Below are 21,127 nucleotides of genomic sequence, written 5' to 3'. Positions count from 1 at the left end.
CCGTTCCCGCCATCCGCACGAAAGGACACATGGACATCACAGGCTCCCTTTCCGTTTCACAGGGTCGAGGCCGCGGCGCGGCAACGCCGATTATCACCGACGTGGTCGCGAGCTTCGAACGGCAGGCGGAGCGGCACGGCCACCTGATCGCCGTCAAGAGCGAGCGCCACGCCCTCAGTTATGCCGAATTGAACCGGCGCGCCGACCAGTTGTGCGCCACGTTGCTGGCGCGCCGGCTGCCGGCCGGGGCGCGCGTGGCCGTCTGTTTCGAACCCGGACCGCTGACCGCGATCGCGGTGCTGGGGGTGCTCAAGGCGGGCATGGCCTATGTGCCGCTGTCGCCGGCCGATCCCGCCGCGCGTCTCGCTTACATTGTGCAGGACGCCAGCGTCGCGCTGGCGCTCACGCAGGCCGACCTGCAGCCGAAGCTGGCCCCCTTGGTCCGCGACATCATGGTGCTGGGCCCGGTCCAGCCGCTGCCGGTCATCCACACCGAGGCCGCGCCGCGCGCCGCCACCGATCCCGACAGCCTGGCCTACCTGCTGTACACCTCGGGTTCGACCGGCAAGCCCAAGGGTGTGATGGTGACGCGCCGCAACCTGGCGTACTACCTCGACTGGCACTGCCACCATCTGCGTCCGGAACTGGGCGGCGTCGACGTGCCGCTGACGTCGTCGATGGGCTTCGCCGCCCACGTCACCCAGTTCTATGCGCCGCTGCTGCTTGGCCGTACCCAGCAGGTGCTGGGCCGGGATGTGCTGCGCCAGCCGCCGCTGCTGCTGGATTGGTTCCGCGCCCATCCCGATTTCGGCCTGTATTGCGTGCCGTCGGTCTGGAACGAAGTGCTCAAGTGTGTCGAGGCGCTGCCACCCGCCGAGCGGCCGCCCGGCCCGGCCTGCGTGCTGCTGTCCGGCGAGGCGGTGCACGATATGCTGCTCGACCGCAGCGCCCGCGTCTGGCCGGCGCTACGGATCTGGAATCTTTACGGGCCGACCGAGGCGACCGCCAACGCCAGCTACGCGGAATTGCGCGCCGGTGCGCCGGCCTGCATCGGCAGGCCGATCGCCGGGACCGAAATTTTCCTGCTGGACGAGGACCTGCGCGAGGTCGGGCCGGGCGAACCCGGCGAGATCTGCATCTGCGGCGACGGCGTGGCGCTCGGTTACGTCAACCTGCCGGAATTGACGCGCGGGCGCTTCGTCGCCAACCCCTTGCCGCACCTGACAGGCCGGCCGCTGTTCCGCACCGGCGACCTGGGCCGGTATAACACAAGGGGCGAGCTGTTGTTTATCGGCCGGCGCGACTTCCAGGTCAAGATCCGGGGCGTGCGCATCGAATGCGGCGAGATCGAGGCGGCGCTGACGGCCCATCCCGCCATCCGCATGGCGGTGGTCGCCTGCCGCGAAGAGGGTCTGGACAAGGCCCTGGTGGCGTATCTGGTGTTCCATCCCGGCGCCGAAGTGCCGGTCGACCAGATTCGCGCCGCGCTGGCGGCGTGGTTGCCGGAAGCGATGCTGCCGTCGGCCTGGGTGGTGCTGGAGGCGCTGCCCACGCTGGCCAACGGCAAGATCGACCGTGGCGGCCTGCCGGCTCCCGGCCGCGCCCGGCCACGGCTGACCTACGCCTGCGTGCCGCCGCGCACCGCCATGCAGCGCAAGCTGCTGCGCGTGTGGGAGCAGGTGCTGGGGCTCGATGGGCTGGGCATCGACGACCACTTTTTCGAACTGGGCGGCGATTCGCTGCAGGTGGCCGCCGTCATCAGCCGCGTGCGCGCCGAGCTGGGCATCGCGCTCGACTATCGCCGCTTCTTCGACCATCCCACTCCGGCCGCGCTGGCCGAGCGGCTGTCGGCGCCGGCCGCCGCCCCGGACCACGCGCCAACGGTGGCGACATTGGCGGCGGAGCCGGGCCTGTGCTCTCCCGGCCAGGCGGGGCTGTGGCTGCTGGCGCAGACTTATCCCGGCCTGAGCGCGTATAACATGCGCTTCTCGCTGCGCCTGAATGGGGACCTTGACGAAGATGCCGTCGACGCCAGCCTGGCCGCCGTGGTGGAGGCGCACGACGCGCTGCGCACCGTGTTCTCGCAGGCCGGCGGCCGCCCGCTGGCGTCGGTGAAGTCCGCGCTGGCGGTGGCGGCGCGCCGGGTCGACCTGCGCTACGCCGTCCCGGCCACCGCCGGACGCGAGTGCGAGCGGCTGGCCGACGACGACGGCCGCCAGCCTTTCGATCTGGAGCAGGGCCCGCTGTTCCGCTTCACCTGCTTCGGTTTGCCCGGCAACGAGCACCGTTTGCAGGTGACGGTGCATCACGCCGTCTTCGATGGCCGCTCCATCGGCCTGTTCTGCCGCGAGTTCATCGACCACTACCGGTCCCGCACCGGCGGACCGGCGCGCGCGAATGCCTCGGTGATGGCCTACGCCGACTGGGTGCGCTGGCGGGCGGGCCAGGATAGCGCCGCCAGCCTGGCGTTCTGGCGCCGGCATCTCGACGGTTGCCAGCCGGTGCTGGAGATGCCGACCGATTTCCAGCGTCCGCCCGTGCGCGGCTTTCGTGGCGCGGTCAGCCGGCTGGCGGTTCCGGCCGGGCTGCACGACAGCCTGGCGGCGTTCAACCAGCGCCACGGCACCACCTCGTTCATGACCCTGTTCGCGGTGTTCAACCTGCTGCTGCACCGCTATTCCGGCCAGACCGACGTGCTGCTCGCCTGTCCGGCCGCCAACCGCGAGCCGCTGGCGGCCGCCGGCACCATCGGCCTGTTCGCCAACACCATGGTGATGCGCACCCGGATGAACGCCGGCGACACCTTCCGCGAGCTGCTGGCGCAGGTGCGGGCGTCGTCGCTGGCGTGCCTCGAACATCAGTCCTTCCCGTTCGAAAAGCTGGTCGAGCTGCTGCAGCCGGCGCGCAGCGCCAGCCGTGCGCCCCTGGTGCAGGCGATGTTCGTGTTCCAGGAAAAGCTGTACGGGGGCGCGGTCAACGAGCGCCTGCGCTGCGCTGTCCACGAAGACGGCAACGACGAGGCCAAGTACGAGCTGACGCTGGAGGTGCAGGACCGCGAGCAGGGATTGGAACTGCGGCTGTCGTATAACACCGACCTGTACGCGCAGGGCAGCGCCGAGCGGCTGCTGCGCCAGTTCGTGCTGTTGCTGGAGCAGGCGCTGGACGACCCGGGCCGCGCGCTGGGCGCCTTCGAGCTGTCCGGCGCCACCGACCGGGCCCTGATGACGCACTGGAACGCCACCGCCGACGGCACCCCGCCGGACACGGTGTTGCGGCTGTTCGAGCGGCAGGCGGCCGCCACGCCGGACGCGCCGGCCCTGGCGAGCTGGGAACGGGGTCTGACCTACGGCGAACTGGACCGGAGCGCCAACCAGCTGGCCCACCACCTGATCGCGGCCGATGTCGGCCTCGCGCCGGGCGCTGGCCGCTGGGTCGGCGTGCACCTGGAGCCGACCGCCGACCTGATCGTGACCTTGCTGGCGATACTCAAGACCGGCGCGGCCTACGTGCCGCTGGACCCGGGCTTCCCGCGCGAGAGGCTGGCCGACATCATCGCCGACGCCGGCCTGGCGCTGATCGTCACGCAGCGTTCCCATTTGCCGCGCCTGCCCGCCTGCGAGGTGCCGCTGGTGGTGGTGGACGACGAGCGCGCGCAGGTCGCCCGGCGTCCGGCCGGCCCGCCGGTGGCCGCCGCCGATCCCCACAGCCTGATGTATGTGATGTACACCTCCGGCTCGACCGGCCGGCCCAAGGGCGTGAAAGTGCCGCACGCCGGCGTATGCAACTATGTGCAGTGGATGCGCTCGCGCTTTCCGCTGCGGCCTGGCGACAAGGTGCTGGGCCGGACCTCGATCAATTTCGACATCTCGGTGTGGGAGATCTTTCTGCCGCTGATCGCGGGCGCGCAGCTGCACCTGGGCCGGCGCGACCAGCTGCTGGCGCCGGAAACGCTGGGCGCGCTGATACGGACCAACGGCATCACGCAGATCCAGTTCGTGCCGTCGGCGCTGCGCGCCTTCGCCGACGCCGGGCAACTGCCGCTGTGCCCCTCGCTGCGGCGCATCTTCTGCGGCGGCGAGGCGCTGTCGCTGACCTTGCAGGACGACGTGCTGGCCAGCTACAACGGCGAGCTGCACAACCTGTACGGGCCGACCGAGGCCTCGATCTATGTCTGCCACTGGGCCTGCCGGCGCGGCGAGCGGCTGCGCTCCGTGCCGATCGGCAGGCCGGTGGCCAACACCGTGATCCACATCCTCGACGCCGCGCTGCGGCCGGTGCCGATCGGCATGGTCGGCGAGCTGTACATCGGCGGCGTGCAGGTCGCGCACGGCTACCACCAGCGGCAGGAACTGACGGCGCGCGTGTTCATCCCCGATCCGTTCACCTACCTGCCGTCGGGCCCGGCCGCGCCGGCGCCGCCGGCCACGCTGTTCAAGACCGGCGACCTGGGGCGCTACTGGCACGACGGCACCATCGAGTTCCTGGGCCGCGCCGACCGCCAGGTCAAGGTGCGCGGCTACCGCATCGAGCTGGCCGAGATCGAGCACCATCTGCTGCGCCATCCCGGCGTGCGCCACGCCATCGTGCTGGCGCGCGAGGACCGTCCCGGTGACGTGCGCCTGGTCGCCTATCTGCAGGCGGCGACGGCGGGCGGCGCCGATCCGGCGGCGCTGCGCCTGCACCTGAAACGCACGCTGCCGGACTACATGATCCCGGCCGCCTTCGTCGAACTGGAGGCGATGCCGCTGCTGCCCAATAACAAGACCGATATGGCGGCGCTGCCCCGGCCGGAATACAGGCAGGCCCCGGTCGTCACGACGGCCGCGCACCGCTACGCCACCGCGACCGAGCTGGCGCTGGCGGCGATCTGGGAGTCGGTGCTGGGCGGCGCCGATTTCGGCCCGGAAGACAGCTTCTTCGACGTCGGCGGCCACTCGCTGCTGATGGCGATGATGCGCAGCCTGATCGTCCAACGTTTACAGGTGGAGGTGAGCAATATCGATCTGTTCCAGTACCCGACCATCCGCGGCCTGGCGCGCCACATCGCCGGCGGCGGCGCGCCAGGCGACGCCATGCTGTCACGGATGGCGCAACGGGCGGCGCAGCGCGACCAGCGCGCCGGCCAGCGCCCGCCGGTGATTCCGATGACCCCGATCAATGAGAGCGAAGGTGAACACCATGACCACTCGTGAACGCATCAATCCTGCCAACCATATCGCCATCATCGGCATGGCCTGCCGGCTCCCGGGCGCGGCCGACGTCGGCCAGTACTGGCGCAACCTGCTCGACGGGGTCGAATCGCTGACCACCTTCACCGACGAGCAGTTGCTGGCCTCCGGCGTGCCGCCGGAGCTGGTGCGTTTACCCCATTACGTCAAGTCGCGCGGCATCATCGACGGCGCCGACCAGTTCGACGCCGCCTTCTTCGGCTTCACCCCGCGCGAGGCGGAGCTGCTCGACCCGCAGCACCGGGTGTTCCTCGAATGCGCCTGGCACGCGCTGGAGGACGGCGGCTACGACCCGCAGCAGACCGCCGAGCGCATCGCCGTCTTCGGCGGCAACGGCACCAACTGGCACCTGGGCCAGGTGGAAAACCATCCCGACGTCAAAAAGTTCTCCAGCCCGGCGGCGGTCGTTACCAGCAACGACAAGGATTACCTGACCACGCGCGTGTCGTACAAACTCAATCTCACCGGCCCCAGCGTGAACGTGCAGAGCGCCTGCTCGACGTCGATGGTGGCGACCATGCTGGGCGTGAACAGCCTGCTGTCGCACCAGTGCGACATGGCGCTGGTGGGCGGGGTGACCGTCGAGACGCCGGAGCACAAGGGCTATCTGTACCAGGACGGCGGCATGGAGTCGCCCGACGGCCGCTGCCGCCCGTTCGACGCCGCCGCCCACGGCACGGTGTTCAGCCGGGGCGCCGGCGTGCTGCTGCTCAAGCGGCTGGAGGACGCGCAGCGCGACCGCGACCACGTCTACGCCATCATCCTCGACGGCGCCGTCAACAACGACGGCAACGACAAGGTCGGCTTCACCGCGCCCAGCGTCAACGGCCAGGTGGAGGTGGCCATCGAGGCGATGGAGCGCGCCGGCGTGTCGGCGCGCTCGCTGAGCTTTGTGGAGGCGCACGGCACCGCCACCTCGCTGGGCGATCCGATCGAGGTGGCCTCGTTGTCGCAGGCCTTCCGCGGCTATACCGGCGAGCGCCAGTATTGCGCGCTCGGCTCGGTCAAGGGCAATATCGGCCACACCGACGTCGCCTCGGGCGCCGCCAGCCTGATCAAGGTCGCGCTGGCGCTCGAGCACGGCACCTTGCCGGCTTCGCTCAACTACGCCATGCCGAACCCGAAGATCGATTTTCCCAACAGCCCGTTCTTCGTCAACACCGGCCGCCTGGCGTTGGTGCGCGACGGCGGCCCGCTGCGCGCGCTGATCAATTCCTTCGGCGTGGGCGGCACCAACGCCTGCGCGATCCTGCAGGAGCCGCCGGTTCGGCAAGCGTCGGCGGCGCGCCGGCCGGACAACGTGTTGTTGCTGTCGGCGCGCACGCCGGCCGCGCTGGACGCCGCCACCGAACGTCTGCGGCTGCACCTGGAGCGCCATCCGGAACTCGACGTCCATGACGCGGCCTACACCTGCCAGGTGGGGCGGCGCCATTTCGCGCAGCGCCGCGCGGTCGCGTTCACCGAACGCGAGGACCTGCTGGCGGCGCTGGCGCAGCCCGGCGGCCAGACCGTGTGCGACACTGGCGCGGCGCGGCCGCTGGCCTTCGTCTTCCCCGGCCAGGGCAACCAGTTTCCCGGCATGGGCCTGGAGCTCTATCGCAGCGAGCCGGTGTTCCGCGCCGAGATCGACCGCTGCTGCGACCTGCTGGCGCCACGGCTGGGCGCGGACCTGCGCGACATCATGTACGCGCGCGGCGACCACGCGCAGCGCGCCGCCGAGACGCTCAACCGCACCGAATACACCCAGCCGGCCATCTTCGTGACCAGCTACGCGATGGCCAAATGGTGGCAGGCGCAGGGCATCGCGCCGGACGTGTTGATCGGCCACAGCGTGGGCGAATACGTGGCGGCCTGCCTGGCCGGGGTGTTCTCGCTGGAGGATGCCTTGCACGCCGTGGCCAGCCGGGGCAGGCTGATCCAGGCGCTGCCGGGCGGCTCGATGCTGGCGGTCCTGCTGCCTGAGGCCGAGCTGCTGCCGCTGTTGACGCCGCAGCTGTCGGTGGCCGCCGTCAACGGCCCGCAGCTGACGGTGGTGGCCGGGCCGGCGGCCGCGCTGTCGCAGCTGGAGACGCAACTGGCCGGACGCGGCGTCTACGCCAAGCGCCTCGACACCTCGCACGCCTTCCATTCGGCGATGATGGACCCGGCCTTGCCGGCCTACGCCGAAACCGTGGCCTCGCTGACGCTCAATCCGCCGAAGCTGCCGATCATCTCGACCGTCACCGGATTGCCGCTGACGGCCGAAGAGGCGACCAATCCGGACTACTGGGTACAGCATGTGCGGCGCACGGTGCGCTTCGCCGACGCGCTGCGCAGCCGCATCGACGGCGGCGTGCCCACCATCTTCCTGGAATGCGGCCCGGGCCAGTCGCTGCTGTCGGCGATCAAGCCGTACCTGACGCCCAAGGACGGCCACGCGGCGCTGCGCTCGATGAAAGCGGCCAACGAGAACGGCTCGGACCGCGTCTATCTGAACAATGCCGTCGGCACACTGTGGACCCTGGGCCGCGCCGTGTCCTGGCCGGCCTGGTACGGCGACGCGCAGCCGTCCCGGGTGCCGCTGCCGGGTTATCCGTTCGAGCGCCAGCGTTACGCGCTTGATCCGTCCAAGACCCGCCAGCCGGCGCTGGCGGTGGACGATGGCAAGCAGCCCGACGTCGGCCGCTGGTTCTCGGTGCCGTCCTGGCGGCGCACCTTGGCGCCGGCCCTGTTAGCACCTTCGACGATCCCGGCGCCGGCCAACTGGCTGCTATTCGACGACCAGGCCGGTCTGGCCGAAGCTATCGCCGCCACGCTCGAACGCGGCGGCGAGACCGTCGTCATGGTACGCCAGGGCGCGGAGTTCCAGCGCGCCGATGCCCGCCATTTCACCGTGCGGCCGCATATCCCGGACGACTACACCCGAATGATCGCCGCGCTCAAGGCAGACGCCATGGCGCCGAACCGCATCCTCCATTTGTGGAACGTCGGCGCCGACAGCCGGGCGGACGCCAGGTCCGAGCCGGCCGACGCCACCGTGCTCGCGTTCTACAGCCCGGTCTACCTGCAACAGGCGTGCGCCAGCCAGGCGATATTGGGCGGCCTGCACCTGATCGTGGCCGCCAACGGCGTGTTCGACATCGCCGGCGAGGCGGTCAGCCATCCACTGAAGGCGTTGGCGATCGGTCCATGCCGCGTGGTCGGCAAGGAGCTGCCGGCCGTGCGCGCGCGTTTCGTCGATCTGCGGCTGCCGGCTTCGGCCGGCGAGGTGCCGGCGCTGGCGGAGCAGCTGATCGCCGAGGCGCGCCTGGTCAACGACGAAACGCTGGTTGCCTACCGTGGCGCCCACCGCTGGACCGAGGCCTTCGATCCGCTGCCGCTGCCGCCCGCCGCCGACGGTTTGCGCGGGCGGCTGCGCGACGGTGGCGTCTATCTGGTCACCGGCGGCGTCAGCGGCCTCGGTCTGTTCTTCGCGGGCGAGATCGCCCGTGGCGCCGAGCGCGTGACGCTGGTGCTGACCGGACGCGGCGCGCTGCCGCAACGGGACGAATGGGCCGGTTGGCTCGATCGGCATCCGGAGGACGAGCCGACCTCGTTCAAACTGCGCGGGCTGGAGGCGCTGGAACGGCAGGGCGCGCAACTGGTGCTGGCCGGCTGCGATTGCGCCGACGCCGACGCCATGGCGGCGCTGATCGACGATGTGGAGCTCCGCTACGGCGCCATCCACGGCGTGATCCACTCGGCCGGCGTGGCCGGTGGCGGCGTCATTTCGCTCAAGACCAAGGAGATGGCCGCGCCGGTGCTGCGCGCAAAAGTCGAGGGCGCGCTGGTGCTGGACCGCCTGTTCGAACGGCGCCCGCTCGATTTCATGCTGCTGTTCTCATCGGTCACCTCGGTGCTGGGCGAGGCCGGCCGGGTCGACTACTGCGCCGCCAACAACTTCATGGACACCCTGGCGCACTACCGCAACCAGCGCAACCCCGGACGGGTCACCTCCGTCAACTGGGGCGCCTGGACCGGCTTTGGCATGGCCGCGCGCTGGAGCGAAGGCAAGGCCGCGCGTACGATCAAGCGCCCGGCGGCGCGCCAGCCCGGCGGGCCGTGGCTGCAACTGGCGGCCGAGCAGGACGGCCAGCAGATCTACGACGTGCTGGTCGACCCGGCGCGGGATTGGCTGGTCAACGAGCATCAGGTGTTCGGCGTGCCGACGCTGGTGGGCACGGGCTTCCTGGAGCTGCTGTACCGCCATGCCAGGGAGCAGGGGCAAACCGGCGGGGCGGTGCTGGAGAATCTGTATTTCATGGCGCCGCTGTCTTTCGAGCCTGGCGTGCCGCGCCGGGTGCGCCTGTTCCTGCGGCCGCGCGATGGCGGCCTGGCCTTTGTCTTCAAAAGCCAGGCCGGCGCCGAGGACGGCCCGTGGCAGGAGCACTTCATGGGCGAGATGTGCCTGGGCGCCGACGGGGACGAAAACGCGGACCTGGCGCAGTTACAGCAGTTGCGCCAGTTGCGGCAACGCTGCGCTGGCGCGGTCGACCAGCGCGGCTGGAACCGCGCCATCGAGCGCGCCGACGGCACGCCGATGCTGACGTTGGGCGAGCGTTGGGATGCGCTGCGCGAGACCCACGCCGGCGAACGGGAGTGGCTGATGTGGCTGACCGTGCCCCAGCAATTCGCCAACGAGTTCGAGGCCCATCCTTTCCACCCGGCGCTGGCCGACGTGGCGCTGGTGGCGGCCGTTCACCGGCTGACCGACCAGCTGTACCTGCCGATGGCGTACAAGCGCATCAGCCTTTTCCGGCCGTTGCCGGCGCAAGTATGGAGCCATATCCGGCTGCACGACACCTTCGAGCACGGCGCCGCCACGCTGGCGCTGGACGTGACGCTGTTCGACGGCGAGGGCCAGCCGCTGGCGCGCATCGAGCGCTACACGCTGAAGAACGCGTCGGCGGTGGTACCGGCCAGCTTCCAGCCTGAGCAGGCGCCGCCGGCGGCCAAGGCGGCCGCGCCGGCGGGCGACGCCAAGGACATCCTGCCGCAGGAAGGGCGCGACGCGCTCGAACGCATCCTGGCCGCGCGCCATCTGCCGCAGGTGATCGTCTGCAGCAGCAATCTGGAGGCGCTGATCGAGGACGGCAAGCCGGGAGCGGAAAGCGCCAAGGCGGAGGCGCAGCGCGAGGAAGCCCCGGCCACCCACGCGCGGCCACCGCTGTCGACGGCCTATGTGGCGGCGTCCAATGACATCGAAGAAGCGGTATGCGCAATCTGGAGCGGCGTGCTGGGCATCGGGCCGATCGGGGTGAACGACAACTTCAACGAGTTGGGGGGCAATTCGCTGCTGGCGGTGCAGACGGTGGCCCACACCGCGCAGGCCTTCCAGATCGACCTGCCGATCGCCGTCTTCTACCAGGACCCGACGGTGCGCGGGTTGGCCGACGCCATCGTGGCGGCGTTGCTGGAGCTGACTGACGAGGGCACGCTGGAAGGCCTGCTGGCCGGACTGGAGGCCTGACGTTGGGGCCGCCACTGGAATCGCTCGCCGGAATGTCGCCCGAACGCCGCGCGAAGCTGGCCAACTCCTTGGCCAACGCGCTGGCGCGGCGCCGTGTGCCGGTCCCGGATGGCGGCGGCGGCCCGCCGCCCGGCGCCGGTTTTCATTGCGCGCTGGCGGCGCCGGGCAACTTCGCCGGCATCCGCTTCATGCCCTGGACCGGGTCGGCGCCGGGACCGGGCCAGATCCAGATCCGCGTGCGGGCGTTGAGCCTGAACTTCCGCGACCTGATGATCGCCATGGGCAGCTATCCGCCGACGCCGGGCGTACCGTCGGTGATGGGATCCGACTACGCCGGCGAGGTGGCCGCCGTCGGCGAGGGCGTCACCGAATTCGTCGTCGGCGACCGTGTCATGGCGCTGTCGGCCGGCCACTTCGACCGCGATGGCAACATCGTCGACGGCATGCACCTGGCGTCGCTGCAGAACGTCTCGGCGCTCCAGGCGGCACCGATTCCCCCCGGCCTCGGCTTCGAGGCGGCGGCCGGGGTGCCGACGGGATTCCTGACCAGCTACCACGCCTTGCACGAGGTGGCGCGGCTGCAGGCCGGCGAGCGGGTGCTGATCCACTCGGCCACCGGCGGCGTGGGCATGGCGGCGATCCAGGTGGCGCGCTGGTTGGGCGCGCACATATACGCCACCGCCGGCAGCGGCGACAAGCGGCGCCGGCTGGAGTCGCTGGGCATCGCGGCGCCGATGGACTCGCGCTCGCTGACGTTCGCCGGCCAGATCGCCGAGCGCACCGGCGGCGAGGGCGTCGACGTGGTCCTCAACACGCTGCCCGGCGCCGCGCTGGGGGCCGGCCTCGATTGCCTGGGCTGGTTCGGCCGCTTCCTGCAAATCGAGAAGCAGGCCGTGTTCGACGACGCGCCGCTGCGGTTGGCGCCTTTCAAGAAGGGCCTGACCTTCGCCGCGATCGACCTGGCACTGTTCGTGGCCCAACCCCGGCGACTGAACCGGCTGTTGCGGGAGATCGCGCAGCACCTGGAGCGCGGCGACTTCGCCCCGGTCGAGTGGCGGGCCTGGCCGGTGGCAGAACTGGGACAGGCGCTGACCGTGATGTCGCGCGCCACCCACATGGGCAAGCTGGTGCTGCGCTACGACTAACAGGGACACCACACGATGAACTCTGAACTGGGACAACGGCTGGCGAGGCTATCGAGCGATCAGATCAAGACGCTGGTGCGGCGGGTCGAGCGTCCCGACGCCAAGCCCAGGGCGCCGGCGACGATGCCGCGCAACGCCAATCAAGAATATCCGCTGTCGAGCGCGCAGGAGCGGATGTGGTTCCTGTGCCAGCTCAATCCGGACTCGCGCGCCGCCAACAACCCGGCCGCCATGCGGGTGCGTTGCCGGCGGCCGTTGGAGCGCGAACTGCTGTTTCGCGGCGTCGAGGAGGTGGCCCGCCGCCACGACATCTTGCGCACCACCTTCCACGACGTCGGCGGCAAGCCGTTCCAGCGCGTCCACGCCACGCTGACGCCGCGCTGCGCGTGGCAGGACTTGCACGCGCTGGCGCCGGCCGAGCGCGAGGCCGAATCGCTGCGCATCGCCGCCGAGGAAGGACGCCAAGCCTTCGATCTGCGCAACGGACCGCTATTCGCGCTGCGCGTCCTGCAACTGGACGAACTGGATTACATGTTGCTGGTGACATCGCACCACATCGTCTCCGACGGCTGGTCGAACGCGCTGTTGGCGGGCGAGCTGTCGGCCATTTACGATGCGCTGGGGCAGGGTGGCGGCTTGCCGGCGCCGCCGTCGTTCCAGTACATCGACCATGTGCAGTGGGAGCGCGACTGGCTGGGCGGCGACTCCTACGAACGCCAGTTGGCCTACTGGCGCGGGCAACTGTTGCCGGAGGCGCCGCCGCTGCCGGTGCCGACCGACCGCCCGCGTGGCGCCGCGCCATGGCACGAAGGGGCGCTGCACTCCATAACCCTGCCGGACGCCCTGGGCGAGTCGCTGCGCCGCTTCGCGCGGCAGCAGCAGCTTGGCCTGTTCCATGTGCTGATGGGCGCCTGGCTGCTGCTGTTGTACCGCTATACAGGCCAGGACGACCTGGTCATCGGCACCTCGACGGCCAACCGCGACCGAGCCGAGTCGCAGGGCGTCATGGGACTGTGCATCAATACGTTGGCCATACGGGTCCGGGCGAATGGCGACGACAGCGTGCGCGCGTTTCTGAACCACGTCAAGACCACCACCCTGGCGGCGTTGCGGCACCAGGACCTGCCGTTCGAGAAGCTGATCGGCGAACTGCGGCCGCAGCGTAATCTGCAGGCGCATCCGCTGTTCCAGGTCATGTATGTGCACCAGAACGTGCCATCGCTGTACGACGTCCCCGGCATGACGCTGGAGTTGCTGAAGATCGACTACCAGACCACCAAATTCGACCTCAACCTGTGGAGCGAGGAGGTCAACGGGCAACTGGTGCTGACGCTGTACTACGCCAGCGCGCTGTTCGACGCCGCCACCATCGCCCGTATGCTGCGCCACTATCGCACCACGCTGGAGAACATGGTCGCCGCGCCGGACACCGCCATCGGGCGCTTGCGCTATTTCGAGGACGATCTGCGCCATGCGCCGGCGAGCGCGCCGCCGGTTCCCGGCGACAGCGTCCACCTGCGCTTCGAAACGCGCGCGCTGGCCGATGCCGAACGGCTGGCCGTCGAGGGCGGAGGCGAGCGCTGGAGCTACGCGCGCTTGAACGCCAGGGCGAACCGGCTGGCGCGCCACCTGGTGGCGCTGGGCGCCGCGATCGACCGGCCGGTGGCGCTGCTGCTGGGACGGGGCGCAAACGCGGTGTGCGCCATGCTGGCCGTGATGAAGGCCGGCGCCGGCTACCTGGCGCTCGATCCGGGCTATCCGGCGCGGCAGCTGGCGGCGGTGCTGACGGATGCCGGCGCGACCATCGTCGTCAGCGAGTCGCCGTACCGTGCGCTGATCGATGACCTGGGCCTGCCGCTGCGGACTGTGTACCTCGACGAGGCCGATGACGAATTTGCGCGCCATCCCTCCACCAATCTGGACGTGCGGGTCGCCGCCGACAGCCTGGCCTACCTGATGTACACCTCCGGCACCACCGGCGTGCCCAAGGGCGTGGCGGTCGAGCATCGCCAACTATTGAGCTATTGCGACGCCATCTGGCCGCAAATGGGGCTGGCCCCGGGCGACCGGTGCGCGACGGTGTCGTCGTTCGCGGCCGATCTGGGCAACACGATGATCTTCCCCGCCTTGCTCAACGGCGCCAGCGTGATCGTGGTCGACGCCGCGTTGGCGACCGACGCGGTCGGCCTGGCCGACTACTTCGCCGCCGCGCCGGTGCAGGCGCTGAAGATCGTGCCCTCGCATCTGCGCGCGCTGCTGTCGGCCAGGAACGCCGCCGACGTGCTGCCGCGACGCTGCCTGGTGCTGGGCGGCGAGGCTTGTCCGGCCGATCTGGTGGCGCGGGTGCGCGAGCTGGCACCGGACTGCGCGCTGCTGGGCCATTACGGTCCCACCGAAACGACGGTCGGGGTGATGACTTACCGTGTGCCGGCGGCGCCGGAGGGAAGACAGCTGCCGCTGGGCTTTCCGCTGCCCGGTTCGCGCATCTACCTGCTGGACGCGGCGCTGGAGCCGGTGGCGACCGGCGTCGAGGGCGAGATCTACATCGGCGGCAACAACGTCGCGCGCGGCTACTGGAACCGGCCCGAATTGACCGCGTCGCGTTTCATCGCCAATCCCTTCCTGGCGGGCGACCGGTTGTACCGCAGCGGCGATATCGGTAAATACCGCGCCGATGGCGCGCTGGTGTTCGTCGGTCGGCGGGACCGCCAGATCAAACTGCGCGGCTTCCGTATCGAGCCCGGCGAGGTCGAGGCGGCGCTGGCGGCGCATCCGGCCGTGGCGCAGGCGGTGTTGCGGCCACCAACCGAGGACGACCCGGCTGGCCAATTGTCGGCCTTTGTCCGTCTTCATCCCGGCGCCGAAGCGGAACCGGCGGATATCAAAAGCTTTGCGGCGCAGCGCTTGCCGCCGCAGATGGTACCTGCATTCATCGGGGTGCTTGACGAGATCCCGTTGACAGCCAACGGCAAGATCGACCATGCGCGGCTGAACGCGCCGGCACGGCAGGAGGTGGCAACGCGCCCGCCGCGCGACGACTGCGAAGCCACGCTGCTCCGGATCTGGCGTGAATTGATCGGCGTCGACGACCTCGGCGTGCAGGATAATTTCTTCGATGTGGGCGGCCACTCGCTGCTGGCGGTCCAGCTGATGGCCAGGGTGTACGACGCCTGGGGCGTGAAGCTTCCGCTGGCCAGCCTGTTCGCGCACGGCAGCGTCGAGCAGATGGCTGCGCTGATCAGGACCAGCGGCGCGCTAGCCCCGCAAACGCCGTTGGTGACCATTCAGCCTCACGGCAAGCGCACGCCGCTATGTTTGTGCCATCCGGCGGGCGGCGACGTGCTGTGCTACATGCCGCTATCGCGCGCGCTGGGGCCTGACTTCCCGTTTATCGCCGCGCAATCGTCGACAAGGGCCGGCCAAGCGTCGATCGCCGATCTGGCGCGCGGCTACGCGGACGCCGCCTTCGCCGCATTCGGCGCCGGCGCGCCCATGCTCGGCGGCTGGTCGATGGGAGCGCTGGTGGCGTTCGAAATGGGGCAGCTTTACCGGCGCGGGCGCGGCCTGACGCCGACCGTCGTCATCCTCGACCAGCCGGCCCCGGGCCAGCACGCGGAGCCGCCGATGGACGACACCGGACGCCTGCTGCTGTTCGCGCAAAAAGCGGCCATGTTCGCGGGGCGGGATGTCGATCTGTCGGAGGCGGCGTTGCGCGGCGCGGACGAGCATGGGCGGACCACGCTGTTTTTCAAGCTGTTCAAGGATCTCCGGCTGATCCCGGAGGATACCGATGTGCGGCAGTTTGGCGGCTACCTGGACACCATGCTGCTCCACAACCGCATGGCGCTGGAGTACCGGCCGCAGGTCTATGCGGGGAAATTGCTGGTCCTGCGTGCGGTCGACGCCATGCGGATCGGCGCGCAACATGACCGGGCGCCCGATCTGGGCTGGCAGCAATACACGGAACTGCCGGTGGAGGTGGTCGCCGTGCCGGGCGATCACGTCTCCATGATGCGGGCGCCGCTCGTCGATGTGCTGGCCGCCAGGTTGGCTCCTTACATACCGAACGTCGGAGACGCTCCGCATGGATAAACCACATACCGCCGGCCGCGAAGCCGCCGGTTCGTCGCCACAAGCGGCGATGATGAAGGCGCTGGGATCGATCATCTTCCCGCTGTCCGTCAAGGCCGCCCTTGAGCTGGAGATTTTGCCCGCGCTGGAGGAGGGGAGCCACGCCACCACGCCGGAACTGGCCGCGCATCTGGGCCTGGACGCGGCCGCGCTCGGGCGGTTGCTCACGGGGCTGGCGGCGATGGGCGTGCTGCGGCGCGAGGATGATCGATATCGCGTTACACCGTTCGGCGCGACGCTGTTGCCGGGTCCGGGATCGGTGCAGGCGTTGGCGCGCTATCTGCTGGACGACAGCGTCCTGCTGCCGATGGCGCAGTTGAACGCGAGCGTGCGCACCGGCCAGCCGGTGCTGCCGCAAGACCCTCAAGTGGGCTGGTACCGCCAGTACCCGGAGCGCGCACAGTTGATGGACGGCGCGATGGCCGTGTATTCCGGGCTGGGGCTGCCGGCGTTGCTGGAGGCGTATGATTTTTCGCCGTACGCGTCGATGATCGACGTCGGGGGCGGCGTCGGCCATATGCTGGCGGGGATACTGGCGCGGTATCCAGGCGCCAGCGGGACGGTGTTCGACGTGGCGGCGACGATGGAGCGCGCGGCCAGCTATCTGAGTGAGCGGGGATTGCACGGCCGCTACGCGGTGGCCGCCGGCGACATGCTGGACTCGGTGCCCGGCGGGGCCGGGCTGTATATCCTCAGCAAGGTGCTGAACAATTGGGACGACGAGCATTGCGTGCGCATCCTGCGCAATGTGCGTCGGGCCATGGCGGGGGACGCGCGGTTGATCCTCATCGAAGGCGTGATCGCCGACGCCAGCTATGCGGCGGAGGACGCGTTTCGCGATTTGCTGTTGTTGGCGTGCAGCCATGGGGGGCGGCTGCGGACGGTGGCCGAACTGGCAAGACTGAGCATCGAGGCCGGGCTGGTGCTACTGCGGGTAATTCCAACCTCGAGCGCATTTTCGGTCCTGGAATTCGAATGCGCTTACCAGTACAAGGACTTGTTTCAAATAGACGGCAAGGTGGAAGTCAAATAAGATATCGATTCGAAAAATACACAGGTTATTTATGGCTCAGAGTTCCGTGAAAACGCTGCTGGACGAATTATCTATATTGTTGGCACTCTACAAAGATTATATCGGGATTCAAAACGATGGGAAGCACTTCGACATCAATCGCATCTCCGAAACGGTTATCGGACAGCTTTTGACCCATCTGGGCGGCTGGGGCGAGATGGAGGTGCTTGATTCCAAAAAATCGAACCACATCGCGATCGATTTGAAGTCCGTGGACGGCAAGGTGGGCGTACAAGTGACGTCCGATAAATCGGCCGACAAGGTTGTCGACACCTTGAAGAAATTCAATGGCTTAAAGCCTCGGCCGAAGTCCTTGTATATTTTGATGCTTCGTGGGCGCCAAAAAGAATATGGCAGCAAAGAGGTTCTCGCGGCGGTCGGTGCCTCGCTGGTGACGTTCAATTTGAAACAACACATCGTGGACATTGATTACTTGTACCAGTTAGCCTCGCAGGGCCAACAGGCGGATCATATCGAAAGTGCAAACACCGTTTTAAAACAGGCGATCGGTACGTGGGCTTTCGATATCTTAGCCCGGCACAGATCCGCAGCAGGCAGGCTATTGGAGGTATGCGACGAACACGAACTCGCGGCCACGCAAATCCTCGACCTGGTGGGCGCGACCGCCAAGGTGGGACTCGCGTCCGCGCGTGATATCGCGTTTATCAGCAGCCATGTGACCGATGATATTCTCAGCGACGTCGCAAATGAGTTCAGGGTGCCGCACGCATGGCTTACCGGCGAAACACAAGTCCTCGGGGACATAGGGCAATCCTGTCCATGGCGAAGCCCCGGCGGCGCTGCCGACCTCACCGAAAAGGCATTGACTCGGACCAACGGTGGCCAGGTAACGTTTTACGTCGTAACGCCGTTTGAAACCAAGGATTTCATGCAACTTGTCGGCGACCGCGATCTGCCGTCGGGGCGCACGGAAATCCCCATCCTGATCTACAGCGCGACGCAGGGAGAATACGGGAAGGTGTACGAACATTACGGCATCCAACCCGGCGAGTTGGAGCGGTATCGAAAAGCAGCGTGTTTTCTCACGGCGTTCATCCGAAAGCACGCGATGGAGTCATTAACCGACCATCAGCTGAGTTGCGAATGGCGCCAATGGCCGCGAGAACGGATTTTGGATACCGCCAGCACGCTTCTATTGGCGGCGGCACGGCGGGTTGTGGATTCCACCTTCTACCAAGAGGCATATGACTATGCCCAACCAGCGCCTGCGGGATGGACATTTCCTGGACAAGCCAAGTGGGATGACGATTTTAACGGGTTTTACGCGCCGACCATCGAAAAGCGCTTGTGCAAGCTGGAATTCGACAAGCAAGCCGTTTTTCGAAAACACGTTTCGTCGACGAACGATTTGATTGCGCTGCGCCTCCCGCCGGTGCCGGAGAACGCTGGCAGGATGTTTGGCGCGCATGCAATCGAACTGGCGGGCAAATACGGAATGCCGGTCCAGGTGCTTCGACCGGGCGCCGCGGCGCCGGAACCTGCTAAATTCGGGGAGGCCGCCGTAGAGTTCATGGAGCTCTACGAACGGTTGCACCGCGACGACGACCCCACTGTTTTTTACATCGATGTCGCGCCCTTGCAGCTAAAAACAGACCAACCATAAGGAGATGGCACGATGACAAAACAAAAGAAGAGTGGCGCGACGCGACCCGACGGTAGCACCAAATGGTATCTGATGGCGTTGGTCGTCCTGGCACTTGGAGGGATGGGCCTGTATTTAAGAAGCGGCGTCACTTTGACGCCAAGCAAGTTGGCAATTACCCCGCCCCCGCCGAAAGACGCGGCCTACGGTTCCTTGGCAGTGGAACAAAAAGCCAGCGCCACGGGTGACGACGCGCGCGCAGCAAACGCCGCAGGCGATATCAATAAGGGCAAGAAGCCGGCGGGCGCCGGGATGCCGGGGGCAAGGGACAAGGCGGCCTCCAAAGAGCTCCGCCAGGAAGCGACCGCAGCTGGGAAAAACAGCTCCGCACTGAACGCGGGTGGCGATCTGAATGTCGAATAAGAATCCGGTCGCGCGAATTCACCTAGCTGTCTTCTTATCCTTGATGGTGTTTGCCAGCGCGTGGGCCGGGCAATCCGAACCGCGTGCCGCGTCGCAATCCGCCGTAGCGACCGGGCCAAATTCCCGCGCCTACAATGCGATGAACAACCTGGTCATCAATAACAAGGTCAACAACAACTATCCAGGCGGCCGGGATAACTCCCTTGACGTTGTTGGATCCAAGGTCGCCATCACTGCGGCATACCTGGTTCCATCGATCGACTTTTTCGACGCGACCAGAGAAAACAGTGATGGCGAAATGGTCAATCAATTCCATGATGCGGCCTTCTTATGCGTCGAAGTGGCGAACATCAGCTCCCAGCCGTTGCTGGTCACCGCGATGAAGCTCGACGTCATCAATCCCCAAGGCTTGCGCTTTGGCCCGGGCATTTCCGGCAGCTGTCCAGGCGAGAAAATCTCGTCCATGTCGGCGGCATGCATGCTGCAGCCAGGCGAACGGAAAAAATGGCTGCTGGAAAAGGGCATGGTCATTCCTGGCGTGGTGGATTTTCTCAAGCAGCAGGACGAATTCGTGTTCGACACGATGAAACCCAGGTTGACCACCAATGACCGGATTATCGAGCGCTTCAACAATTTTCTACGCGGCGTTCCGGGCGACAAGACGACGCTGAAGGTCAGCATCTTTGAACTTAATTACAAGCCGGTCTTGATCGGGCACTTCCAACTGGCGAAGGGGCGGGATTTGTTTGCCCATGAAGCAGTGTCGAAAAAAGTTGGCGGCAAAGAGATCCTCGTCTTTCCGCTTCAGCATGATTCCTTTCTGGGGGAAGCCATCAGTCAAATTAAAGAAGGAAAGAGCGATCTCCCCACAAAGTCTTGTACTTTGGAGAAAGTGCGGTCCAACACAAAAATCGGGACCGACGACGGACGCTGACGCCGATCAATCATACTAGCCAAATAGTTTCCACCGCGCTGAAAAATAGTACATAATTACATGGTATGTAATACAGTACGAAATCCAACCGGGGAAAAAGATGGCTAGAGCGGGACTTGAGAAATCAGATGTGAGGAAAGCGCGCGACAGTTTGGTCGCCCAGTCCCAGTACCCATCCGTGGACGCGGTTCGGATTGCGCTCGGCAACACCGGCTCCAAGACCACCATCCACAAATACCTGAAGGAGCTGGAAGAGGAGGAGGGCGGCAGCGGCGGCCAAAAGGCGTCGGTCAGCGAAGCGCTGCAGGATCTGGTCGAACGCCTTGCGGCTCGACTTGCCCAAGAAGCCGATGTTCGGATCGAGCAAGTGACCCAGGAATTCAGCACCAAGGAGCTGGCCCACGCGCAAACGCTCCAGCGACTGGAAAACGAACTACTCGCCGCTCGCGAGGCAGCCCGTAGTGTGGAAGTTCGTCTGCAGAGCGAAATTGCCGGCCACGCCAAGACCCATGCGAACCTCCAAACCGAAACCGTCGCACGCCGCACGGCCGTACAGCAGGTGGCCGACTTGAAAGATCGGCTTGAGCAGGCGCAGCTAGAGCTGCGCCAACAGCAACTGGCGGTGCGGGGCAAACAAGACGAGGTCGCCAAACTCAATCAAGAGGGCGCCCGCCTGGTGCTGGAGTTGTCGCATACGAAGCAGTCGCTTTACGAGCAACTGACGAACGGCCGCAAGCTGGAGCAGAAGATAGAGCAACTTCAATCCGCCCACCTGCACACCGGCGATCTTCAGCGCCAGCTTGTCAGCAAGATCGCCGAGGTCGAACTGTTGAGCGAGCAACTGAAGGCCGCCGAGGCGCAACTCGAACCGGCCAAGGCGCGGGCACGCGAATTTGAGCTGCTACTGGCCCAGGCCAATGCCAAGGTGCAGGCGCAAGACCAGATTGGCGAGCAGTTGCAGGCCTATCTCGACAAAATGACCACCGGTCAAGGACAAAGGTGAAATAGAGGGGGGGATCCGTGCGAAAACCTCAACTGCTGCTGTAACCATATTGACGTCAATGGATATATTCCTCGCCGGATAGCGCGCTTAGGCCTGCATG

9 protein-coding genes are annotated in these 21,127 nt (G+C 67.2%); all 9 read left to right on the top strand.

Translation table 11 applies throughout. The features are described 5' to 3' along the window. The first annotated feature begins 29 nt into the window (after window positions 1–29). Window positions 30–5,192 (top strand): amino acid adenylation domain-containing protein, encoded by a 5,163-nt coding sequence (locus MRBLMU1_RS00670; RefSeq protein ID WP_363495498.1) that lies wholly within the window; start codon window positions 30–32, stop codon window positions 5,190–5,192. Further along, the gene (locus tag MRBLMU1_RS00665) at window positions 5,179–10,716 is read left to right on the top strand and encodes a beta-ketoacyl synthase N-terminal-like domain-containing protein (protein WP_363495495.1); all 5,538 of its coding nucleotides are present in this window, start codon (window positions 5,179–5,181) and stop codon (window positions 10,714–10,716) included. Before MRBLMU1_RS00670 ends, MRBLMU1_RS00665 begins: the two co-directional genes overlap by 14 nt. A 32-nt stretch (window positions 10,717–10,748) precedes the next feature. Then, on the top strand, window positions 10,749–11,861 hold the full coding sequence (locus MRBLMU1_RS00660; RefSeq protein ID WP_363495492.1) for an alcohol dehydrogenase catalytic domain-containing protein: 1,113 nt from the start codon (window positions 10,749–10,751) through the stop codon (window positions 11,859–11,861). A 15-nt stretch (window positions 11,862–11,876) separates the two neighbouring features. Then, window positions 11,877–15,953, top strand: a complete 4,077-nt coding sequence (locus MRBLMU1_RS00655) for an amino acid adenylation domain-containing protein (protein ID WP_363495489.1) — start codon at window positions 11,877–11,879, stop codon at window positions 15,951–15,953. Next, on the top strand, window positions 15,946–17,025 hold the full coding sequence (locus MRBLMU1_RS00650; protein WP_363495486.1) for a methyltransferase: 1,080 nt from the start codon (window positions 15,946–15,948) through the stop codon (window positions 17,023–17,025). Before MRBLMU1_RS00655 ends, MRBLMU1_RS00650 begins: the two co-directional genes overlap by 8 nt. Window positions 17,026–17,071: 46 nt before the next feature. Further along, window positions 17,072–18,688 carry an SMEK domain-containing protein gene (locus tag MRBLMU1_RS00645; RefSeq protein ID WP_363495483.1) on the top strand — a complete coding sequence of 539 codons (1,617 nt, stop codon included), beginning with the start codon at window positions 17,072–17,074 and terminating at the stop codon, window positions 18,686–18,688. A gap of 12 nt (window positions 18,689–18,700) precedes the next feature. Continuing rightward, window positions 18,701–19,090 carry a hypothetical protein gene (locus MRBLMU1_RS00640; RefSeq protein ID WP_363495480.1) on the top strand — a complete coding sequence of 130 codons (390 nt, stop codon included), beginning with the start codon at window positions 18,701–18,703 and terminating at the stop codon, window positions 19,088–19,090. Next, the gene (locus MRBLMU1_RS00635) at window positions 19,080–20,024 is read left to right on the top strand and encodes a hypothetical protein (RefSeq protein WP_363495477.1); all 945 of its coding nucleotides are present in this window, start codon (window positions 19,080–19,082) and stop codon (window positions 20,022–20,024) included. Before MRBLMU1_RS00640 ends, MRBLMU1_RS00635 begins: the two co-directional genes overlap by 11 nt. Window positions 20,025–20,154: 130 nt before the next feature. Beyond that, entirely contained in the window at window positions 20,155–21,027 is an 873-nt protein-coding gene (locus MRBLMU1_RS00630; protein ID WP_363495474.1) for a DNA-binding protein, read from the top strand. Window positions 21,028–21,127 lie beyond the last annotated feature (100 nt).

It is taken from the genome of Burkholderia sp. LMU1-1-1.1 (assembly GCF_040675865.1).
GTDB lineage: Bacteria > Pseudomonadota > Gammaproteobacteria > Burkholderiales > Burkholderiaceae_D > Rugamonas.
Note: the sequence above shows the minus strand (reverse complement) of the source record. Positions and strands in the feature narration are given on the sequence as shown.